Consider the following 20,801-nt stretch of genomic DNA (forward strand, 5'->3'; position numbering starts at 1 on the left):
CTACTCGTGTGATAGTAAATTATATGCACCATCCTGGGCCACCGCGATTCACCGAGGTCGGCGCAACGGTCGAACTGGCTCCGCGTGACCCGGACCCAGCCGGATTCTACTCGTGGCGTGTCGCAGACGCGCCCGCAGAGTCCGACGTAACGGTCGGCGACGACGCCGTCGAGTACGTCACACCCGACGCCGAAGGCACCTACACGTTCGAACTCGACGCACCCGACGGCACGCATCAGCTCACCGTCCGCGTGTACCACGAGAGCGATGTCGAGCGCACTCACGTCGTCGAACGCGAGGACGAACCCGCCCACGCGAGCGGTTCCGGCGCGTTCGGCTCGGGCGCGCACGCGACGACCGATCCTGAGGGCCGTGAGGGACGCCCGCGGGTCCGACTCGACGGCGAGGTTTCGGGTGACGAACTCGTCTTCTCCGCGACGCCGCAGGCCAACCCACAGAGCGAGGCCGATGGCGACTCGCTCGACGTCGAGTTCTTCGTCGACGACCGTGACCGCGACGACCTCTCGGGCGACCTCTCCGTCTCTGGTCAGGAAGCGAGCGTCCCGGCGTCGGCCGTGGGCGACCGCCTGCGGGTTCACGCCGTCGCCATCGGCGCGACCCACAGCGTCGCAGACACGGTCGACGTGACACGCGACGAGTCCGGCGACCTCGCGATTTCGCGCCCCAACGACGTGCCCGAGTGGGGCAAGGAGATGACCCTGTACGAGATGTACGTCCGCGCGTTCGGCGGGGACGGCCCGCAGGGTGACGCCGACGCCCCGCCGGAGGCGGCGGAGGGCCCGACCTACGACTCCAGCTCCAGCCAGTACGAGGACGCGCCGGACGTCGCCTTCCGCAAGGGCGACGGCCGGGTGTTCCAGCGCCTCGCAGAGCGCGTCCCGGAGATCGCCGAGCTCGGGCTGAATACCATCTGGCTCACGCCCATCCTGCAGCACGACGGCTGGGCACACGGCTACAACATCACGGACTTCACGAGTATCGCCGATGACCTCGGCACCCGTGAGGACTTCGAGGCCTTCGTCGACACCTGCCACGACCACGACATCAACGTCCTGTTCGACCTCGTCCTCAACCACTCCGGGCGCGAGCATCCCTACTTCCAGCAGGCACAGGAGCCCGACGACCCGTACCACGACTGGTACGAGTGGGACGAGAACGGCAACCCGGGCACCTACTTCGACTGGGAGTACATCGCCAACTTCGACTACACCAACCTCGCGGTCCGCCGGCACCTCCTCGACGTGGTCGACCAGTGGGCCGAGGTCGTCGACGGGTTCCGCTGTGACATGGCCTGGGCGGTCCCGCGCCCGTTCTGGCAGGAGATCCGCGACCGCGTGAAAGAACAGGACAGCGAGTTCCTGCTGCTCGACGAGACGATTCCTTACCTGCCGGAACTGCACGAACTCGCGTTCGACGTGCACTTCGACACGACGCTGTACCACAACCTCCGCCAGGTCGGCCAGCGCCAGGCGTGGGGCGTCAACGTCGTGGAGGCCATCGAGGGCCGCGCGGAGACCGGCTTCCCGGACCACGCGAACTTCATGCTGTACATCGAGAACCACGACGAGACGCGCTACGTCGAGGAGTGCGGCCGGGCCGCGACCTTCGCCGCCGCCGGCGCGCTCTGCACCTTGCCGGGCATCCCGATGCTGTACGCCGGCCAGGAGATCGGCGAGACGTGGCGGCGCGAGGAAGTCCACTGGGACGACGTGGACGAGGAACTGTACAACCACTACAAGACGCTCCTTGCGACCCGTGAGGAGACACCGGCACTCGGCGCAAAGGGCGAGTTCGAGCGCGTCGGCTACGAGAGCGAGTCCAACGGCGTCGTCGCGTACGCCCGCGAGGCCGAGGAGCGCTACGTCGTCGTGCTGAACTTCGGCGACCTGCCCACGACGGTCGAACTCGACGAGGCAGTCGTTCCGGGCGACATCGTGTACGACGAGGCCGGTGGCCACTCGACGACTGAGGTCGAGGTCCAATCGGTCGGGGTGTTCCCCGCGGCGGAGGCCAGCGATGAGTGAGCGCCCGCGACTCCTCGAGGCAGCGACCGAGGACCTCTGTGCGTGGACAAACGAGATACTGTCCGAGTACGACGACGAGTTCCGGGCCTCCCAGCGCATCGCGGAGCGACTCGGCGCGCATCTCGTGGAAGGCCGCGCCGAGGTCGGCTTCTGGACACCCGAACTCGTGGACCAGGAGATTCCGGCCGACGCGGTCCACCTCGAAGTGCTGACCGCGACCGAACCGGTCGACCTGACCGCCGAGGAAGCCGACGCCTCGTTCCAGCGGACGCTGGTCGAGACCCGCCGTGAGGGCGAGTTCACCTGGGCGGTCGTCGAGGGCATGCGCGCCGGCACCCGCGACGAACTCGGCTCCCTGTACCGGCTCTCCTACGAGACGGACGAGGGCCGCGAGACCATCGTCGACCCCGTCGCCTACTCGGTTCCGTTCGGCTCCTACGGCCCGGCCGAGTTCTACGACATGGACCAACTCGACGCGGAACGCGCTGACCGCGAGTACTTCGAGGACCTCGCGGAGAAGGAGTACGCGACGACCGAAGACGAGTGGAACGACGACGTGCCGCGGTTCGAGCCCTCGACCAGCATGCTAGAGATTCATCCCGGCACCGCGACCGAGACCGGGAGTCTCGGTGGGCTGGCCCGCAAGTACGCCGAAATCGGCGAGAAGCAGCGCCAGGGTGAGGAGCTGACCCCGGCCGAGCGCAACTTCGTCGGCTACGACGCGGTCCAGGTCATGCCCATCGAGCCCATCACGGAACACGGCGAGCGCGACCCACACTTCGAGCTGGGCGTCGATGCTAGCGATGATACCGAGGGCGAGGTCGAGGCGACCCTGCGCCGCCCCGACATGATAAACTGGGGCTACGACATCGTCATCAGCGCCTTCTCGGCGACCAACCCGGCCATCCTCGAATCCCGGCGACCGGACGAACTCGTGGACTTCATCGCCACGCTCCACAACCTGCCTGAGCCGATGACGGTCACCTTCGACCTCGCACTCGGCCACGCGGACAACGGCGGGCTCGACCTTCTGAACGACTACTTCTTCGCCGGCCCCGGCATGTACGGCCAGCATCTCGACTACACCCAGCCCGTCGTCCGGGCCCTGTTACTCGAAATGCAGCGCCGGAAGATGGAGTTCGGCGCGGACGGCATCCGCGTCGACGGGGCGCAGGACTTCACCGTCTGGGACCCCGAGGCCGAGGAGGAGTACCACGACGACGAGTTCCTGGCAGAGATGGACCGGCTGACCTACGAGGTCGCCGGGCAGGAGTACCGTCCCTGGATGATCTTCGAGGACGGCCGGCCGTGGCCGCGCCCGGACTGGGAACTCGCCTCCACGTACAGAACGCTCATCGAGCAGCACCCGCACTCGTTCCAGTGGAGTCCGGTCACCTTCGCCCACAACACGCCCGCGCTGCTCACCTTCTGGGCGACGAAGTGGTGGCGCGTGTTCGAGGTCGCTGACTTCGGCTCGCAGTGGATCACCGGCGTCGCCAACCACGACACGGTCCGCCGCGGGACCCAGCGCCGGGTCGACGATTCGTGGGACTCCGACGCCGAGAACCCCTATCTCGGTGACTCCCTGCCCGAAGTCATCGACCGCGCCTACGACAATCCCGCCTCGGGAATGCTGTTCCACGCCTTTTTACCTGGGGTCCCGATGGACTTCCTCAACGCCAACATGCGCGGCCCGTGGGGCTTCATCCGTGACACCGACGAGGAGTGGGACGTGAAGGTCGTCGCCGAGGAGGCGAACTTCCTCGACTGGCAGGTTCCTGACGGTGTGTACGAGGACTCGGAGTACTTCCCGCGCCTGAAGGCGCTCGGCTTCGAGACCAAGGCGGAACTCAAGGACTTCGTCGATTCACTCGAACGCTTCGTCGACGCGACCGACTACGACCTCGAACTCATCGGCACGCTGTTCGACGAGATGGGCGTCCCCCTCGAAGACACCAGTCCCGAGGGCCTGCACGAGTTCGCCGACTCGTGGATGAAGGACGTCCAGGAGTACGCGAACCTCTCGAACTGGCACGCGAAGCAGGGCGACGAGCGCACCGCCTTCGACCGCGAGGTCCGCGAGTTCCGCCAGGACCGCCCTTGGCTCCGCACCGACATCGACGTCCACGGCGACGAGACGTTCGACTACATCCACCCGACCGAGGGCACGGTGTGCTACTTCGGCTACCGTCGCGCCCCCGACGAGAGCGAGGAACTGCTCTTCGTCGCCAACATGGAGGGGACGCCGGTGACGGTCACACCGACCGACATCGCCGACGAGTGTCCCGAGGACGGCTGGGAGCTGGCGCTGGCCGCCCCGGGCGTCGACGAGGAATCGGTCGCTGCTGCTGGCGAGACGACGCTGGCCGACAGCGAAGCGGTGCTGTTCCGGCGGGAGCCCTGAGACAGGCGGTTTCGCGCGCTATTCTTCTCCCTGTTCCTCGTCTTTCGGCCCGTGCAAGCCAACCACCGGAACTGGCGACCGCCTGACCACCCGCTGCGTGACGCTTCCCAGCAGTTCGGCCGTCAGCCCGGAGCGCCCGCGGGTGCCCATGACGATGCAGTCGGCACCGGTCTTCTGGGCGTGCTTGAGGATGGCCGAGTGGGGGACGCCCCACACGAGCGAGCGCTCCACCTTCGAAACGCCGAGGTCGGTCACCCGGTCCACGGCGGCGTCGAGCGTGTTCTCGCCCGCGTCTTCGAGCGCGTCGTTCAGCGTGGCCGTTCCCACACCGTCCCAGCCGGGGGCCGGCTCGATGACGTGGAGGATGTCGAGGGTCGCACCGGTGGCCACGGCGAGGCTCGCCGCGTGGTCGACCGCGGCCAGTGAGGGTTTGCTCCCGTCGGTCGGCGCGAGGATGCGGTCGAAGGTCGGGCGGTCGCGTTCGGTCTCCGCACGGACGGTGAACACCGGAAGCTCGGACTGTCGGAGGACCGACTCCGTGGTGCTCCCGAGGGTCAGCCGGTCGAGGCCGGTTCGACCCTCGGTACCCATGACGATGGCCTCGATGTCCGAATCGGCAGCGTAGTCGAGCAATGCGTCAGTGACGCCGTCGTCGGTCTCGAGGATGGCGGTCTCCACGTCCAGTCCCTCGGCCAGTGCGGCTTCCCTGGCTTCGGTGAGGAACTCCTCGGCGGCTTCGGTCAGGACCGTGTCGTCGGGGAGTGCGACGCCGAGCGGGGGCGACCACTCCGAGAGTACCCACACCAGGTGGATCTCGGCACCGAAGCGTCTGGCGAGCCCGGTGGCGTACTCGGTGGCGTTCTGCGCGACATCGCTGCCGTCGGTCGGGACGAGGAGCCTATCGAACATGTGTCTACAGGTGAACAGAGGGGACAGAGGAGGGTCAATCGGACGGTCGGTTCTCAGTGAGTGGGGACGTCGACCCGGCTACGACGAAGACAGCCGGGCGAATGGGACCCCTGTGAAACACACTAATTCTCAGATTACGGAGAAGACTTATCCGGGAAGAAATACTCGGTTACCTATATGACAGGACAAAGAATAAAATCGGCCGGCGTAACAGAAAACTGGCGATACAGCCTCCCGGGCGGCGTGGTTGCCGCGGCGCTCGTAGCACTGGGGTACACCGAGACCGCGCCTGACGTCTCCCTCGGAGCCGTGCTCGTCGTCGGAATCGTCGTCGGGTTCCTCTCGAAACGACACTACGGGTCCAGCAAGGGGACCGGCGTCCTGACGGGTCTCATCGGAGCGGTGCCTTCCCTCTTGCTACTCGGCCAACTTCTGACCGCGACGTCGGGCCTCGCTGGCCCTGGCTGGTTCACCATTGCTGGCACGGTGATGACCGTGTTCATCGGTATCGCCGTCGCGGTCATGGGATTCGGACTCTCCGCACTCCTCGGTGAACTGGGGGCCCGTATCGGCGGTGCGCTCACGAGTTCGGGCGCGCCCCCCCAGACGACGGCGAGTCAGTAACGCCTGCTGCTGCGCCACCGCCGCCCTCTCTCGCGCTCGGACACTTTTCGGCCCACTGGTTGTCGAGGAGTCCGCCGGACCTCGGCACCGAAGCGGGGTGAATCGGTCGGGCCGTTCTCAGGAACTGTGGACGGGACGGTCCCCCGAGGATCGACCTGTCAGTCGGTCTCCGACCAGACGTGTCGGAACTTCCCGCCCGGGTCGCGAGCAGGTTGCTCGGCTGCCTGCTCGATATCCACTCCCGTGAGGCCATGGCTACGAAGGAACGACGCCAGTGCCTCCTCGACCTGCGCCCGCACTGCGGGTTCGTCGGCATCCTCGGCCACCGCGAGCCGGACACGCAGGGACTGTGGGCCGGTCTGGCAGAGCTGGGTCCGATAGACGCCGTCGACCTCTTCCACGATGCTCGATATCGCGAGCGGGAAGATTGGAACCTGCGCTCCCGCCTGGGTCTCGAAGCGCAACACGTCGCCCTGTCGACCCTCGACCGTGAGGACGGGGAACGGACTGCCGCAGGGACACGGCTCGTCGTGCATGGTGACGCTATCGCCCAGGTCGTACCTGACCAGCGGCTGGATGCGGTTCGCGAGGTTCGTCAGAAGGACGGTCGCCGACGGGTCACCGGGCGGCACGGGTTGGTAGTCCTCGTCGACCGGTTCGAGGACGACCCAGTCCGTGTTCGCGTGAAGGTTCCCGTGGGCGCACTCGCCCGCGATGCCGGTGAACTCGGTCGCGCCGTACAGCTCCCGGACCGGGCAGTCGAACACATGGCGAAGCTCGCGTTTTCCCGCCGCCGTAATCGGTTCGCCACTGGGCAGGACCAACGCTGGCGAGACCTTCAGCCGCCCAGCCCGTTGTTCCCTCCCGAGTTCTTCGAGCACCGTCGAGTAGCCGAAGAGGATGGCGGGCTGGTACTCGTTCAGTTCTGTCACCACCTCGCTGAGGGGTCGCTTCGGCGAGAACAGCCGAAGGCGGCGCTGGAAGAACCTGTGTTCCCGGCGCAGTAACGCGGTCCCAGACGCGGCTGCGTAGTGGGCGCGGCCGATGGCGAACTCCGCGATTCGCAGGTCCTGTCTCGCGAGCCGTGTCGCCGACCGGAGGTCGAGCAACAGCGGATGCGTCCACCGGTCGCTCACCGCATCGGCGACCGTCATCGCCCGGCCGTCCTGCAGGAAGATTCCAGGTTGACCGGTCGTCCCCGTGGTCGTCCACACGGGGTAGCACCCTAGCAAACGGTGCCCGACCTTCGTGGGGTCGGCGACGAAGGCGTCCACCTCGGCCCGCGTCACGGCCAGGTCTGTGACTACGTCGTCGAAGTGCTCCATCAACTGCGGTTTCGTCACTGGCGGCAGCGTGCTGAAGGTGTCAGCGGATGGCGTCAGGTCCCCGTATAACTGCTTGTAGAACCGCGAGTTCCGTGTCACGAACGCGAGGTAATCCTCGAGCCGCCGGCGCTGACGGTGCTCGATGCGACGTCGGCTCGCGTGTGTCGCTCCCATCGCGTCCAGCCGGATACATACCGTCTCCCCCGGGTGCATGTGGGACATCTCATATGAAGTAGGCACTCAGTGGAGAAAGCCGGTCCCCGGATACCTCCACCCTGTGGGGTGGTCGCTCCGCTCCCAGCCCGTCGACAGCGGCGACTCGCCGGGAGCTTTTTGGCTCACCCACGGGGGAGTGTTGGTATGGCAGCCAGCGAGCGATACGAGACCATCGTCGTCGGCGTCGGCGGCATGGGCAGCGCGACAGTCGACCACCTGGCGCGCCGGGGCGTCGACGTCCTCGGGCTCGAACGCTACGACATCCCGCATTCGAAGGGGTCCTCGCACGGGGTGACCCGCATCATCCGCCGGCCACAGTTCGAGGACCCGGCGTACGTCCCGCTGGTCGAGCGCTCGTTCGACCTGTGGGAGGATCTGGAGGAAACACACGGACGCGAACTCCTCGTCAGGAACGGCTCCATCGACGTGGGCCCCGCGGGCAGCGACATCGTCCGAGACTCGCGCGACTCCTGCAAGCAGTACGGCATCGAGTACGAGGAACTCACAGGTGACGAACTGGGCGAGCGGTTCCCGGGATACGACCTGCCCGAGGATTTCCGGGGAATCTACCAGCCCGACGGCGGCTTCGTCGTCCCCGAGCAGTGCATCATCGCCCACGTGAACCGCGCCCACGACCACGGTGCGGAGATCCACGCCCGCGAGCAGGTGCTCGGGTGGGAACCGACCGAGGACGGGGGCGTCACCGTCGAGACCGACGCGGCGAGCTACGAGGCCGACAAGCTCGTCATCACGGCCGGCGCGTGGGCGGCGAACCTGGTCCCGCAACTGGAGGGGCTCGCGGTCCCGGAACGACAGGTGCTGGCGTGGCTCCAGCCCGAGGTTCCTGCATCCTTCCAGCCCGAGAACTTCCCGGTGTTCGTCACCGAGACCGACCTGGGCCACCACTACGGGTTCCCGGTGTACGACGTACCCGGGTTCAAGTTCGGCTGGTTCAACCACCTCGAAGAGACGGTCGACCCGGACGAGATGAACCGTGAACCGACCCAACAGGACGAGCGCGTGCTCCGCGACTTCGCAGAACAGTACTTCCCGGACGGCGCGGGTCCGACGATGCGGCTCTCGACGTGCATCTTCACGAACACCCCCGACGAGCACTTCGTTCTCGACACGCTCCCGGAGCACCCACAGGTGACCGTCGGTGCGGGCTTCTCGGGCCACGGGTTCAAGTTCGCCAGCGTCGTCGGCGAGATTCTGGCCGACCTGAGCGAGGAGGGCGAGACAGAGCACGACATCGACCTGTTCGACATCGAGCGGTTCGACGGGTAGCTACGTGTCCGCTTTCTGCAACTCGACGAGGACGATGCTCCCTTCGGGCTCGTTGTCCTCGACCCAGATGTCGCCCCCGTAGGCGGTCACGAGTTTCTTCGCGATGTAGAGACCGAGGCCGGTCCCTTCGCTATCCAGGCTGACCGTCCCGCGCTCGAAGATACTCTCTTTCAGGTCGTCGGGGATGCCTGGGCCGTTGTCCGCGATACTGATGCGCACCGACCCATCTCTGTGCGCCGTCCGCACCGTGAGCTCCGGGTTCGGCCGGTCGCAGTGCTGGACCGCATTGTTCAGGAGGTTCCCGAACACCGACGAGAGCATCGGATTCGCACGCACCATGACGTCGGTATCCTCGCCGACCTGTTCGATGACGGTGTTCTCGTACGACTGTTTGACGCGTTCTATCTCCGGTTCCAGTGCGCTGGAGAGATGGATGGGCTCCAGTTCCAGCTTGCTGTCCTCCTGGGTGATTATCTCGACCACGTCCCGAACCGAGTCCGTCAGCCTGAGGGTGTGGTCGCTCGCTGTGGCCACCCGGTCGAGGTGCTCGCCGAACTCGCGACGGAGCAGGTCCAGCCAGAGGTTGACGATGGTCATGTCGTTCCGGATGTCGTGGTGGATGAGCCGGTTCAACAGGGCGAGTTCCTCGCGCTGCTCCCGGAGGGCCTGCTCCGTCTCCTTGCCCGCCGTGATATCTATCGCGACACCGGTAATGACAGCTGGCTCGCCGTCCTCGGTCCACTCCGTCGGCCGGCCCACGTCGTGGAACCAGCGGTAGTCGCCGTCGGCGGTCTGGATGCGATACTCGATCTCGTACCGGTCGGTCTCCTTCCGATAGAGCGCTCGCATCGCTTCCATCGCGTCCTCGTAGTCGTCCGGGTGCAAGAGGTCGGTGAAGTCGGTGTAGTGGTCGAACTGACCGGGTTCGAAGCCGAGCATCCGCGCCTTGTTCGGGTGGAAGCTGACGTTGCCGGAGTCGACCTCCATCTCCCACCAGCCGAGCTCGCCGACGAACATGGCCTCGTCCATCAGCGTGCTGTACTCCTCGTACTCTCGCTCGACTGCATCGCGACGAGTGTCGTCGTGGACCGTCAGCAGGACCGTGTCGTCCGCCCCCGGCATCGGCTTCGCGTCGACGACGACGGGCCGCTCCGTGTCGTCCCCCGTGACGAGGGTGGTATCGAAGGTGACCGACGCGTCGCTCTCGGTGGTTCGCCGGAGGAATCGTGCCACGGTCTCGGCGTCGTTGTCGCTGCCGTCCCCGAGCAGTGTGGCGATGTCGGTGCCGACCACGTCGTCCGTCTCGACCGCCGCGAGCCGGCAGAAGGCCTCGTTCACTGCGACGACCTCGTCCCGGGCCGTATCGTAGCCGACCAGACCGACGCCGACCGAGTCGAACAGGGCCCCGTTCGCCACGACTTCGTCTTCGAATGCTGTCATCGGCGCACTATCTCTCGTGACGTAGTACGTATCCCGGCAGGTTAGAGTACCACCACGATATATCCAGTGCGCTCTTTATCCCTGCCTGATTTCCCCGGGAACTGATGTCTCGATTCGGAGGGTGTTCCAGGCCGTGAGCAGCCGGGCCCACAGGACTACCGCGGCTGGCGTCACCACGAGCGCCGAGACGTACGAGTAGACCACGCTGAGCGCGACCACGAGCCCGAACTGGCCCAGAATCGGTGTGATGGCCAGGCCGAGGACGCCGATGCCGGAGACGGTCGTGAGCATACTCCCCGTCAGTGCCCCGCCGGTACCGCGGGTCGTGTTCTCCAGGGCGGCGAACACGTCACCTGTTTCGGCCAACTCCTCGGCCACCCGGTGGATGACGTGGGCCGAGTAGTCGATACCCAGCCCGAGTGCGACCGAGAAGACGGTCGCGGTCAGCGCGTTGAACGGAATCCCGAGCAAGCGCATCGAGCCGGCGATGAGGGCGATGCTCACGGCGATGGGGAGCAGGTTGACGATGCCGAGGGAGCCGACGCCGAGCGTGACGCGGTAGATGAACACGAGGAACACCGCGGTGAGGACGAGCGCGATGACGAGGCTGTCGACCGCCGTCTCGAAGATGAGGTCGGAGACGGCCTGGAAGACGACGATGGTCCCGGTCGCGGTCCCGGTGAGGCGGTGGCGGCGCGAGAGCGTGACGGCGTCCGCGGCGACCTCGCGTTGCTCCGCGTCGGATTCGACCCGGTAGACGATACGCGCGCTCCGGAAGTCCTCGGTGATGTACGTCAGCGTGCTGTCGCGGACCGGCGAGTCGAGGAGCGCCTCGTATATCTCTTCGAGGCTGTCGTCGGGAATCCCGTTGCCGTCGATGTCGTTCCGTGCCACCAGCCTGGCGAACTCGGGGTCGCGCTCGGCGTACATCTGGATGACCGTCACGATGCTATCGGCCCTGGCATCGCGCCGGTCCGTGATGACGGTACTCGGTGGATTGCGCCCGGCGCGGTGGATGGATTCGAGCGCGAAGTCCTCGGTGAGTGGCCCCTCGACGAGCACGGTGACCACGTCGTCCTCTGCGGATTCGAAGTTCTCCTCCAGGAAGTCGATGGTCTCGGGTGTGGTGTACTCGCCCGGTCGGAACGGTTCGGGCAGGCTCGTGATGTACTCGGGCTGGTCGGTCCGTGGGAGGAAATCGTCCTCGGAGAACGAGGTGTCGATGCCGGCCCCATAGCTGGCGGACGCACCGGCGACGAGCAGCACGACGACCAGGAACACACCGGGAGCGCGCCGGGCGACGACCACGCCGACGGGGAGCACCGCCCCGAGGACGGACCCCTCTTGCCCGAGTGGTCGTTGCCAGAGCGCGGGGATGCCGAGGCGGTCGCGTTGCGTGTCGGTCCAGACCTTCGCGGCGGGCAGGAACACCCCGAACACGAGGAAGGTGAACGTGATGCCGACGGCCGCCGTGATGCCGAAGTCGGCGATGGGTTTCAGGCTGCTGGTGGCGTTGGCCGCGAAGCCGATGACTGTCGTCCCCGTGACGATGAAGAACGCGACCAGCAACTGGCGACCTGCGATGTCCATGGAATCGGTCGGCGACAGCCCCCGGACCCGCTCCTCGCGGTAACGGTTGACGACGTGGATACCGAAGTCGATGCCGACCGCGAGCAACAGCGGCGGGACCGCGACCAGCAACTGGGTGAACGCGATGCCGGCGAGCCCGAGGAACCCGAACGTCCAGACCAGCGTCATCGCGAGCGAGAGCACCCCGAGCGCGAGGTCTGCGGGGTCGCGGTAGGCGTAGACGAGGAACACGAGGATGAGCAACGACGCGGCGGGCACGATGATGAGGAGGGAGTCGGCGATGACCGTGGTGGTCTCGGCGGCCAGCACGCCGCTGCCGAACACCACGATGTCCGCAGTAACGACGCCCTGCATGCGGACCTGCAGCGGCGTGAGCGGGTCGTCCGACCCGCTGCCTGCCGAGGGAGGGTCCGTCGGGAGCGCGTGCTCGATGAGAGCGATGGTCGCCAGCGCGGTGCCAGCCCGGGCGTTGAAATCGTCACTCACGAGCGCCCGGAAGGCCGGGTTCGTCGCGGCCCGGTCGACCGCCCGGTCCAGCTCCTCGGGCGAGGCACGTTCGACCGCTTCGACCTGCGCGTCGAGCGTCGTCGCGGTGGGGTCGAGTTCTCGTGCGACGAGGCTCGCGGCGCTGCTGGTCGACTCGACCCGGAAGCCGGGGTCGTCCTCGATGCGTTCGAGCGTCGTGAGCATGCGCAACAGCGAGGGCTTCGCGAGCACGTTCTGGCTAGACTGTATGAGCTGGGTGGTCCCTTCGGCGGGGTCGAACGGCGGCTCGAACAGCCCCTGGACCTTCTCCAGCGCGGTCGTCGACGGGAGGTCCTCGGTGAAGCCCTCCGTCCCGGCGTCGGTCGACACTGCAGGGAGACCGGTCGCGAATCCGGCGGTGACGACGAGGAAGGCGACGATGACGGCACCGGGTCGGTCGACGACCAGGGCGGCGATTCGCCGGACGAGGTTCTCGCGCGTCACGCTGCACCCTCTCCCCAGGTGGCGCTGCCCACCAGGCCGCCAGTGTCAGTCATCGTCACCTCCGGGAATCTGGCCCCCGGTCGGCATGTCGGCGGGTGGCTCGTCGGACTCTCCACCGTCACCCAGTGCCGGCGTCTCCTCGCGACGCTTTCGCGCCGCGTTTGCCCGCTTGCGAAGGCCACGCCAGACGTACAGGAATCCCCCGAGGAAGACCAGGACGGCGAGCACGTACCACACCCACGTCGGGATGGTGAACCCGCGCGTCTGCGGCTCGACGACGGTCACGCCCACTTGGAACGTATCGGAGAGCTTCGTCTCGCCGTCGGGTTTCTCGAACAGCAGGTCGACCGTCACCGGGTAGCGCTTCAGCTGGGCGCTCCCGCTGGCACTCACGGAGAACAGCAACTCGACGCGCTCGCCCGGCGCGATGGACTCGATGAACGCCGAGTCGTCCTCGGCGCTCAGCGGGTCGGTCGCGAACAGCCGGGCATTGACGTTCCTGACGACCTCGTCACGGTTGTTCGTCACCACGACGACGACCTTCCCGGTCCGGCCGACCGTGACGGTCGCGTTGCCCGACACGACGGCGAACTCGTCCCGGCGCTCCTCGACCAGCACCGTCGCCGGCAGGTCGTCGCTCTGGCGACGGTCGTCCTCGACGTCGCGGTACTCGACGGTGAAGTCGACCTGTCGTGGCCCCGGATCGGCTGTGTCACGCACTTCGACCGGGAACACGAACGAGGCGTTCTGGCCGGCGGCGAGCGAGCCGACGGCGTAGGTCGTCTCGGTCGGGACGATGGTGTCGGACTGGACCGCGAGGCGGACGATGGCGTCGCTGGCGTTTCGCGGCCCGAGGTTCGTGACAAGCCCCCTGATGACGCCGTCCTCGTAGTCGACCCGGAGCGTGCTGGTCAGGTCAGAGACGGCGAATCGCTGTTCGGGGTCGGGCCGGACCGGAATCGAGAACGTGGTCGAGTCGACGACTTCACCGTCCCGGTCGGTATAGGTGACGCTCCCGCGGAAGGCGTAGGTGTCCGGAATCGCCTGCTCGCCGGCGTCGACCCGGAATGTCACGCGCTCGCGCTGGCCCGGTTCGAGGTCGCCGACGAACCGGCCGTCTCGGTTCGACCCGGTGAACGTCAGGTCGCCGCTCTCGCTGGTGACCACGACGGTCGCGTCCCTGGCAACGTCGAAGCCGACGTTCTCCACGACGAAGGAGACCACGCCAGAGGAGCCGACCTGCAGGTCCGAGCCCGTCGAGACGACCTGGAAGCGTGCGTCGACCGTTATCTCGACGACCATCGGGAAGGTGACGACCTCTTCGCGGTAGGCCAGCACCCGGCCCTCGTCGTCGACGGTATCGACCGCCTCGTACCTGACGACGAGGTTCAGCTCGTAGAACCCGGGGCGAGCGTCCTCGTCGACCGAGACCCTGACGGGCGCTTCCACGACGGTTCCCTGGTCGACCCAGCCGAGCGGGACCACGTCGGTCCGGACCTCGATGGGGACGCCGGACGATTCGAGCAACTGGATCTCAACGTTCCGCGCGCTGGTGACGAGTCGTTCGGTTTCGAGCCCGTTCCCGTTGCTCGACGGGAACAGGGTGATGCCGCCGCCGTCGTCAACCTCTACGACCTCCGGTCCGGCCCCGTCGTTGACCACCTGGAACCGGAGGGTTGCCTCCTCGTCGGGTCTGAGATAGTTCTCCGGCAGGTAGGGCGTGACGTGCGGGAACCCGAACGAGAGGCTACGCTCGTCCTCCTCCTCGAAGAGGTCCTCGATGGCCCGCTGGAGTTCGCGCAGGGCGTCCTCGATGACCTCTGGGTCGAACTCGGTCAGGTTCGAGTGGTTCGTCTCGTTGTGCCAGTCCTCCAGCGTCCTGTTCGTCAGCCCGTACACCGTCTCGTTCGCCCAGTACCGGACGTCCTCGTGGGTCCAGTTGCTGGCGTTGTGCAGGTGTTCGAGCGAGTCCAGCACCCGTGTCGCGTTCCACCACGACTCATTGGCGACGCCGGTCTCGTTCGCCCAGCGGTCCAGCTCGTCCAGTACCTGTGTGCGGTTCCAGGTTGCATTGTCGGGGAGCGTCTCGTCGACGTCAGCGAGTGTTCCCACGGGCTCGATGGTGGCGCTGGAAGCCGCCGGCTGGCCCGCACTCGCGGCGACGACGGGGCTCAGCGTCGTCGAGACGAGTACGAGGAGGACCAGGACCACTGCTTCGAGGGTCGTCGCTCGCGACATCTATTCGTTCACTGAGGGGTACGCGCGCGAATCGCATATACTTATTTAGTAGTTGACAGGAAATCACCGCGGGGTGCCCTGCTAACCTGTCCGTCAGCGCGATTCGACACCGGGAGGAGACGGATGGAGACATTCGCCAGGTGAGATGGGTTTACCTGTACCCACCGAGAATCGACGTGCATGACCGACCCACGTATCCTCGTCGCCGGCGAGACGCTCGTGGATTTCCTCCCCGAGCGCGTCGGCCCGCTGACCGAGGTCGAGTCGTTCGACAGACGGCCGGGCGGTGCCCCGGCCAACGTCGCGGTGGCACTCGCCCGACTCGGACACACCCCGTGGTTCTGGACCCGTGTCGGCGACGACCCCTTCGGCGAGTTCCTGACGAAGACGCTCGAGGACGAGGGGCTTCCCCCGAGATTCGTCGAACGTGACCCCGAGGCCCAGACGACGCTCGCGTTCGTCACCCACGACGCCGACGCCGACCGGTCGTTCTCGTTCTACCGCGACCGAACCGCCGACACCCGGCTGGAGCCAGGCCGGATTCCGGACGAGACGCTCGAAGCGGCCGAAACGGTCGTCTGCGGGGGCGTCACGCTCGCGTCCGGTCGCTCTCGCGAGGCCACGCTCGACCTGCTCGCGCGGGCCCAGGACCACGACTGTACTGTCTGGTTCGACCCCAACTACCGCCCGGAACTCTGGCCCGACGACGACTTCGCGGCGGTCGTCGGCGACGCGCTCTCGGACGTGGACGTGCTCAAGGCCACCGACGAGGAACTGGAACTGCTCGAACTCCGGGGCGAGACGGCGGCGGAACTCGCCGACGCGGCCACCGAGGTCGGCCCGCATACCGTCTTGATGACCCGTGGCGCAGACGGCTCCGTCGCGTTCTCGACCGCCGACGCCCCGTGGGGCGAGACGACGGCCGAGCACCACGGCTATCCGGTCGAGCCCGTCGATGCGACCGGCGCGGGCGACGCCTTCCTCGCCGGCGCAGTCGCTGCAGTGGACGATGGAGAGCGAGATATCGAGGAGGTTCTGGCGCATGCGAACGCTGTGGCGGCAGTCGCGACCACCGCTGCGGGTGCGATGACCGCGCTGCCGTCCGGAACGGATGTGGGTGCGTTCCGGGAGTCAGCGTCGTAGCGGTTTGGCACGCGTCAGGAGTCCCTCGTGGCCGACGGGTTCGTACGTCTCGGTCGGCCAGTCATCGGGGCGGGTCAGTACTTCGAACCCGTCCTCGGTGACGAGTACCGTGTCTTCGCTTTTCGCGCCTTGTACCGTCGGGTTCCAGGCGTAGGCCTGCGGTAGTTCGACGGGTGCGTCGTTGTCGGGCGTGGCGATCCACTCCCGCCCGGCGAAGCCAGCCGCGCCACCCTGGTGGTGGTTGCGCCACTCACCGGGGTAGCCCACCGACTCGTAGGCAGCTTCGATGGCCGCGAACACGTCGCCGGCGGTCCCGCCCTCGCGTCCGACCTCGCGGGTCGCGGCGAGCGCGGTGGCCTCGACGGTGGCTGCGGCGTCGTGGCGCTCGGCCAGCCACTCGGGTTCGTTGAACACGACGGTCCGGGTGCAACTCGTACAGAGGCCCCCGCGCGTCGCGGTCACCGAGACGAGCGCGTAGTCGCCCAGCTGTTCGTCCTTCGGCGTGTAGTGGCGGAACAGCTGGGCGCGCTCGCCCCCGCCGACGAGGGCGACGGGCGAATCGATGCCCTGACGCATGAGTTTCTGGCGCAGTTCGGCGGCGACCGCGAGTTCGGTGTCCGTCGGTTCTGCGGTCCGACAGACGGCTTCGATCGCGCTCGCCACGTCCGCGCCGAGGTCACGGTACGCCTCGATGTCGGCGTCCGTGAGTGGTTGTCTGAGGGCGCTCGCGTCGACCGACTCGAAGCCGGGGACGTCGAAGTCAGCCGCGGCGGGTGTCTGGCTGTGGTCGGCGACCGCTTCGGCCAGCGAACAGTCGTGCCAGACGAACGGATGGACCGGGTCGTTCACCTCCTCGGCCCGGAGGCGTTCGGCCTCGATGTCGTTCGTCACGACGCGGACGCTGTCGCCGTCGTAGCCCACGGCCGCGACGCCGATGTCGCCGGCGCGGTCGACGACGTTGTCGCCGCCGGTCAGCCAGGCGAACGAGTTCGGGCGAGCGAACCAGACGGCTTCGAGGTCGCGCTCTGCGAGGAGCGCGTCGAGCCTGTCGAGTTTCGTTGCTCTACTCATACTGCTAGCTCAAACGTCTACCCACTCACTACTTTCGTCACTGCGCTCAATGGCGTCGAGGATGCGCTGGACGCCGAGGGCGTCCTGGACGCTGGGGTGGAAGTCGGTGCCACTCGCGACACTCGAAAGGAATTCGAAATTCTCGTGGACGAACGTGTGCTCCCAGCCGATGACGTGGCCCGGCGGCCACCAGTGGTCGACGTAGGGGTCGTCCGGGTCGGTGACGAGCACCGTCTCGTAGCCCCGCGAGCCCTCGCGGTGGACCTCGAGTTCGTTCAGGCGTTCGAGCGAGAACTTGACACTGCCTTTCGACCCGTGAACCGCGATGGTGTGGTCGTTCTTGTGGCCCGTGGCGAACCGCGAGGCCTCGAAGGTGCCCATCGCGCCGTTCTCGAACTCGACCTGGGCGCTGTAGGCGTCGTCCACGGTCACAGGCTTCGTCTCGTCGCTGCCCTCGACCGGGCGCTCCTCGACGAACGTCTGGAGGTGGCCGCTGACGCGGTCCATCGGGCCGGTCTGTTCGCCGACGAGAAAGTTCGCGAGATCGACCGTGTGCGCGCCAAGGTCGCCCAGCGCGCCACTCCCGGCTAACTCCTCGTCGTTGCGCCACGACCAGGGGGCCTCGGGGTCGACGAGCCAGTCCTGCATGTACCGGCCGCGGACCTGGTGAATCTCGCCGAGTTGGCCCGACTGGATGAGGTTGCGGGCGTACCTGATGGCCGGGACGAACCGGTAGTTGAACGCGCAGCCGGCGACGGCGTCGGACTCGCGGGCCGCTTGGGCCACCTTCTCCGCGCCCTCGGTCGTCGGCGCGAGCGGTTTCTCACAGAGGACGTGCGTCCCGGCTTTGAGCGCCGCGACGGTCGGCTCGACGTGGAGGAAGTTCGGCCCGAGGTTGTAGAACACGTCGACCTCGTCGACTACCTCCTCCCAGTCGGTCGCGTAGCGGGCGAAGCCGAGCTGGTCGGTCGCCTCCTCGAGGGCGTCCTCGTCGGTCCCGACGAGCACGTCGCGTTCGATCTCCGGCGCGTCCGGGAAGAACATGGGCAGTCGCGCCAGCGCGTTCGCGTGGGCCTTGCCCATGAAGCGGTACCCCAGGAAGCCGACGGAGAGCGGGTCTTCACTCATGTTTCACTCCGCCCAGTAGGCGTCGCCGGGGGTGGTCTCGAAGACGGCGCGCTGGAGTACGTCGACCCCTTTCTCCAGCCCCTCGCGGGAACTCGTGAGCGCGTCCTCGTGTTCGATGCTCAGGGCACCCTCGTAGTCGACCATCCGAAGGGTCGAGACGATGTCCTTCCAGTGCTCCTCGCCGTGGCCGTAGCCGATGGAGCGGAATATCCACGAGCGGTCCTGGCCATCGGCGTAGGAGGTGTTGTCGAGCACGCCCTTGCGCTTGCTGTGGTGCTCGTAGATGCGGGTGTCCTTCGCGTGGACGTGGTGAATCGCGTCCTCCTTACCCAGGAACCGGATGGCCTCGGTCACGTCGATGCCCTGCCAGTACAGGTGCGAGGGGTCGAAGTTCGCACCGATGCGCTCGTTCGTCGCCTCGCGCAGCCGGAGCATCGTGTCGGGCTGGTACACCAGCATGTTCGGGTGCATCTCGATGGCCACGTCGACGCCTTCGGCTTCGGCGTGGGCCGCGATGTCCGACCAGTAGTCGATGGCGAGCTCCCACTGGTAGTCCAGTGCGTCCGCGTGCTCGGGCGGCCACGGGGCGGTGATCCAGTTCGGGACCTCGCCCGACGGGCTCCCCGCGGGCAGCCCCGAGAAACACGTCACCGTGTTCACGTCGAGCTGGCCCGCGAGCGTGATGGCCTCGCGGAGTTCGCGGTCCGCGAGGTCCGCCTGCTCCGCGTCAGGGTGCAGCGGGTTGTTGTGCGTCGCCAGCGCGCTGATTCGAAGGTCGTGCTCCTCGACGAGCGCGAGCAGTTCCTGCTGGGCCGCCTCGTCGTCGAGGAGTGCCTCGCGGTCGAGGTGGTCCTCGCCGGGGTAGCCCCCACAGCCGATCTCGACCGCGTCGACGCCGATTCCGGCGAGGTAGTCGAGTGCGTCTTCGAGCGGTTCCTGTCCGAGTGGGACGGTGAGTACGCCGATGTCCATGGTGGTGATTTACGATAGTCGTAGTTAATTATTTGCTCAGTTCGGTGGCTGGAGCGGCGGTTCCGTGTCGTGGTCGTCGCGCAGGGAGACGGCCTCGCCGCGCTCGGAGGACTCGTAGATCGCGCCCATGATCCGCTGGACGGTGAGCGCCTGCTCGACCGTGTTGCGCTCGGGCGCTTCGCCCGCGGCGACGGCCTCGACGAAGGCGCGTTGCTCCTTGCGGTGCGCTGGTTCTTCCCTGGTCGTTATCTCGGTGTCCGAGAAGTGCGGCCCACCGATGTCCTCGACCTCGTGGATGGTCAGGGTCTCGTCCGCGCGGTCGACGGTCGCGCCGGCCTCGGTGCCCTGCATCACGTACGTCTGCGTTGGCGGCCGGTTGGTCGCCCAGGAGGTCTCCAGGGCCAGCGTCTGGCCGTTCGCGAAGCGGACGAGCGCCTGTGCGGAGTCGTCCACGTCGAAGTCGCCGTCGCCGTCCTTGCCCCACATGTGCAGGTACGTGTAGTCCTCGCGGCCGCCGAATATCGAGCGCGTCTCGCCCGACACCTCCACGACCTCGGGGAAGTCCAGCATGTGCATCGCCAGGTCGATGGCGTGTGCGCCGATGTCGATGAGCGAGCCGCCGCCCGCGACCGAGGAGTCGGTGAACCACGAGCCGCGCCCGGGGACGCCCCGCCGGCGGATGTAGTTCGCCTCGACGTGGTACACGTCGCCGAACCGGCCCTGGTCCTGTTGCTCCTTGAGTACCTCGACGGTCGGTGCGAACCGGTTGTGGAAGCCGACCATACAGAAGCTGTCGGCGTCTCGCGCCACCGCGGCGATGCGCTCGGCGCTCTCGACCGAGTGCGCGAGCGGTTTCTCGACGAGCACGTCGAGTCCGGCTTCCAGCGCGCTCGTCACGTACTCCTCGTGGAACCGGTTCGGCGTGGTCACGATGACGGCGTCGACCGTCTCGTAGAGCTCTGCCGCGTCCTCGTACGTGGGGACGCCGTAGTCCGCCTCGAACGCGTCCCGCGCGTCCGCCACGATGTCCATCCCGCCGGCCAGGTCAGCAGCGATGTCGTCGTCGTTCGTCAGTGCCTCCAGGTGGTCGGCGTGGTGCCGTGCGATACCACCGAGGCCTACGATACCAATCCGTATTGTATCATCATCTGTCATAGTTCAGTTGTCTCTCCGTGTTGCGTTCGTTTGCGGTGCGGAATGGAAAACAGCCGTGGCGGGTGAACGCCGCCGGCCGTGTTACAGCAACTGCTTTTCCTTCTCGTCGCGTTCGCGTTCGCGCTGCTCGGCTTCCTTCTGGCGGCGACGACCGCGCATGTACTGTCTGATTCCGGGGATGACCTTGTTCTTCAGGTCCAGGATGAACGACGCGATGCCGTACACCCAGAAGAAGAACAGGAGCGTTCCTCCCCCGAAGTACAGGAGTGCGGCCTCACTCACCAT

Annotated in this window: 15 protein-coding genes; 5 read left to right on the top strand and 10 right to left on the bottom strand. The window is 67.0% G+C overall.

Going from position 1 to position 20,801, the window contains the following annotated elements; all coding sequences use genetic code 11:
- The first annotated feature begins 23 nt into the window (after positions 1 to 23).
- Both N6C22_RS18185 and gghA read left to right on the top strand, forming a co-directional pair.
- Positions 24 to 2,045: an alpha-amylase family glycosyl hydrolase gene (locus N6C22_RS18185; protein WP_261652614.1), complete on the top strand. Its 2,022-nt coding sequence runs from the start codon at positions 24 to 26 to the stop codon at positions 2,043 to 2,045.
- Positions 2,038 to 4,449 carry a glucosylglycerol hydrolase gene (gene gghA / locus N6C22_RS18190; protein WP_261652615.1) on the top strand — a complete coding sequence of 804 codons (2,412 nt, stop codon included), beginning with the start codon at positions 2,038 to 2,040 and terminating at the stop codon, positions 4,447 to 4,449. Before N6C22_RS18185 ends, gghA begins: the two co-directional genes overlap by 8 nt.
- An 18-nt stretch (positions 4,450 to 4,467) precedes the next feature.
- Here the strand turns inward: gghA and N6C22_RS18195 are convergent, their stop codons facing one another.
- Positions 4,468 to 5,358 carry a universal stress protein gene (locus N6C22_RS18195; RefSeq protein WP_261652616.1) on the bottom strand — a complete coding sequence of 297 codons (891 nt, stop codon included), beginning with the start codon at positions 5,356 to 5,358 and terminating at the stop codon, positions 4,468 to 4,470.
- 177 nt (positions 5,359 to 5,535) lie between these two features.
- Here N6C22_RS18195 and N6C22_RS18200 point away from each other — a divergent pair, with 177 nt between their 5' ends.
- Positions 5,536 to 5,982, top strand: a complete 447-nt coding sequence (locus N6C22_RS18200) for a DUF5518 domain-containing protein (RefSeq protein WP_261652617.1) — start codon at positions 5,536 to 5,538, stop codon at positions 5,980 to 5,982.
- 158 nt (positions 5,983 to 6,140) lie between these two features.
- Here the strand turns inward: N6C22_RS18200 and N6C22_RS18205 are convergent, their stop codons facing one another.
- Positions 6,141 to 7,529, bottom strand: coding sequence for a phenylacetate--CoA ligase family protein (locus N6C22_RS18205; RefSeq protein WP_261652618.1), 1,389 nt, complete (start codon positions 7,527 to 7,529; stop codon positions 6,141 to 6,143).
- A 138-nt stretch (positions 7,530 to 7,667) separates the two neighbouring features.
- On the opposite strand from N6C22_RS18205, the gene solA reads away from it, so the two are divergent.
- Entirely contained in the window at positions 7,668 to 8,810 is a 1,143-nt protein-coding gene (solA, locus tag N6C22_RS18210) for an N-methyl-L-tryptophan oxidase (protein WP_261652619.1), read from the top strand.
- Here the strand turns inward: solA and N6C22_RS18215 are convergent, their stop codons facing one another.
- The 3 genes from N6C22_RS18215 to N6C22_RS18225 form a co-directional block, all read right to left on the bottom strand.
- On the bottom strand, positions 8,811 to 10,250 hold the full coding sequence (locus tag N6C22_RS18215; RefSeq protein WP_261652620.1) for an ATP-binding protein: 1,440 nt from the start codon (positions 10,248 to 10,250) through the stop codon (positions 8,811 to 8,813).
- Positions 10,251 to 10,325: 75 nt separating this feature from the next.
- A complete protein-coding gene (locus N6C22_RS18220; RefSeq protein ID WP_261652621.1) occupies positions 10,326 to 12,809 on the bottom strand; it encodes an MMPL family transporter in 2,484 nt (827 codons plus the stop codon).
- Between the two features lie 45 nt (positions 12,810 to 12,854).
- Entirely contained in the window at positions 12,855 to 15,047 is a 2,193-nt protein-coding gene (locus N6C22_RS18225; protein ID WP_261652622.1) for a COG1361 S-layer family protein, read from the bottom strand.
- Positions 15,048 to 15,227: 180 nt separating this feature from the next.
- On the opposite strand from N6C22_RS18225, the gene N6C22_RS18230 reads away from it, so the two are divergent.
- The gene (locus N6C22_RS18230; protein WP_261652623.1) at positions 15,228 to 16,190 is read left to right on the top strand and encodes a carbohydrate kinase family protein; all 963 of its coding nucleotides are present in this window, start codon (positions 15,228 to 15,230) and stop codon (positions 16,188 to 16,190) included.
- On the opposite strand, the gene N6C22_RS18235 is transcribed toward N6C22_RS18230, so the two are convergent.
- The 5 genes from N6C22_RS18235 to N6C22_RS18255 form a co-directional block, all read right to left on the bottom strand.
- Positions 16,179 to 17,261, bottom strand: a complete 1,083-nt coding sequence (locus N6C22_RS18235; RefSeq protein ID WP_261652624.1) for a Xaa-Pro peptidase family protein — start codon at positions 17,259 to 17,261, stop codon at positions 16,179 to 16,181. The two genes, N6C22_RS18230 and N6C22_RS18235, sit on opposite strands and share 12 nt — an antisense overlap.
- Before the next feature lie 9 nt (positions 17,262 to 17,270).
- Positions 17,271 to 18,389 carry a Gfo/Idh/MocA family protein gene (locus tag N6C22_RS18240; protein ID WP_261652625.1) on the bottom strand — a complete coding sequence of 373 codons (1,119 nt, stop codon included), beginning with the start codon at positions 18,387 to 18,389 and terminating at the stop codon, positions 17,271 to 17,273.
- Positions 18,390 to 18,392: 3 nt separating this feature from the next.
- Complete coding sequence (locus N6C22_RS18245; RefSeq protein WP_261652626.1) at positions 18,393 to 19,361, bottom strand: sugar phosphate isomerase/epimerase; 969 nt, start codon at positions 19,359 to 19,361, stop codon at positions 18,393 to 18,395.
- Positions 19,362 to 19,397: 36 nt separating this feature from the next.
- On the bottom strand, positions 19,398 to 20,516 hold the full coding sequence (locus N6C22_RS18250; RefSeq protein WP_261652627.1) for a Gfo/Idh/MocA family protein: 1,119 nt from the start codon (positions 20,514 to 20,516) through the stop codon (positions 19,398 to 19,400).
- A gap of 81 nt (positions 20,517 to 20,597) precedes the next feature.
- Positions 20,598 to 20,801 carry a hypothetical protein gene (locus N6C22_RS18255; RefSeq protein WP_261652628.1) on the bottom strand — a complete coding sequence of 68 codons (204 nt, stop codon included), beginning with the start codon at positions 20,799 to 20,801 and terminating at the stop codon, positions 20,598 to 20,600.

Source organism: Haloarchaeobius sp. HME9146, assembly GCF_025399835.1.
Lineage (GTDB): Archaea > Halobacteriota > Halobacteria > Halobacteriales > Natrialbaceae > Haloarchaeobius.